We start from the raw sequence: 485 nt of genomic DNA on the forward strand, positions 1-485 counted from the left end.
GGCACCGCGGTGGCCGGGACAACGGGGCGGGACTCCCCCGTGCCGTCGGGCTCCCCCTGCTCCCCCGGGTTCTTCGCCGGGCGGCGGGGCGGGAGGCCGATGAGGACCAGGAGCAGCAGCATCCCCAGTCCCCCGGCGAGCTTGCCGAGGAACCCGACGCGGGCCAGGTACCACAGGGGCATGGCTGCGAGGAGGGTGGTGATGGCGGCGAGCGGGAGGGTCATCGCGAGGTAGGCCAGGACCCGGCGCGGGCGCGGGGTGTCCTTGGTGACGGGGGTGAGGCGGCGGTAGTAGGCGGCGGCAGCGCGGAGGGCGCCGCGGCCGAGGCGGGCGGCGCCGTCGAGGGCGAGGCGCACGGTGGCGGCGGCGACGTGGATGGTGGTGCGCAGGACGTGCCGGGGACGTCGGGCCGTCGGGCCGTCGCCACCCCCGCCGTCGCCGACGTCGGGGGTGGCGAGGGCAACGTCGGGGGCAGGGGTGTCAGG

Annotated in this window: 1 protein-coding gene; it reads right to left on the reverse strand. The window is 78.1% G+C overall.

The window, feature by feature from the left end:
• On the reverse strand, positions 1-485 hold a 485-nt coding region (locus FOE67_RS28205), incomplete at both ends, for a hypothetical protein (RefSeq protein ID WP_182667618.1).

Source organism: Streptomyces calidiresistens (genome assembly GCF_014141525.1).
GTDB classification, from domain to species: Bacteria; Actinomycetota; Actinomycetes; order Streptomycetales; family Streptomycetaceae; genus Streptomyces; species Streptomyces calidiresistens.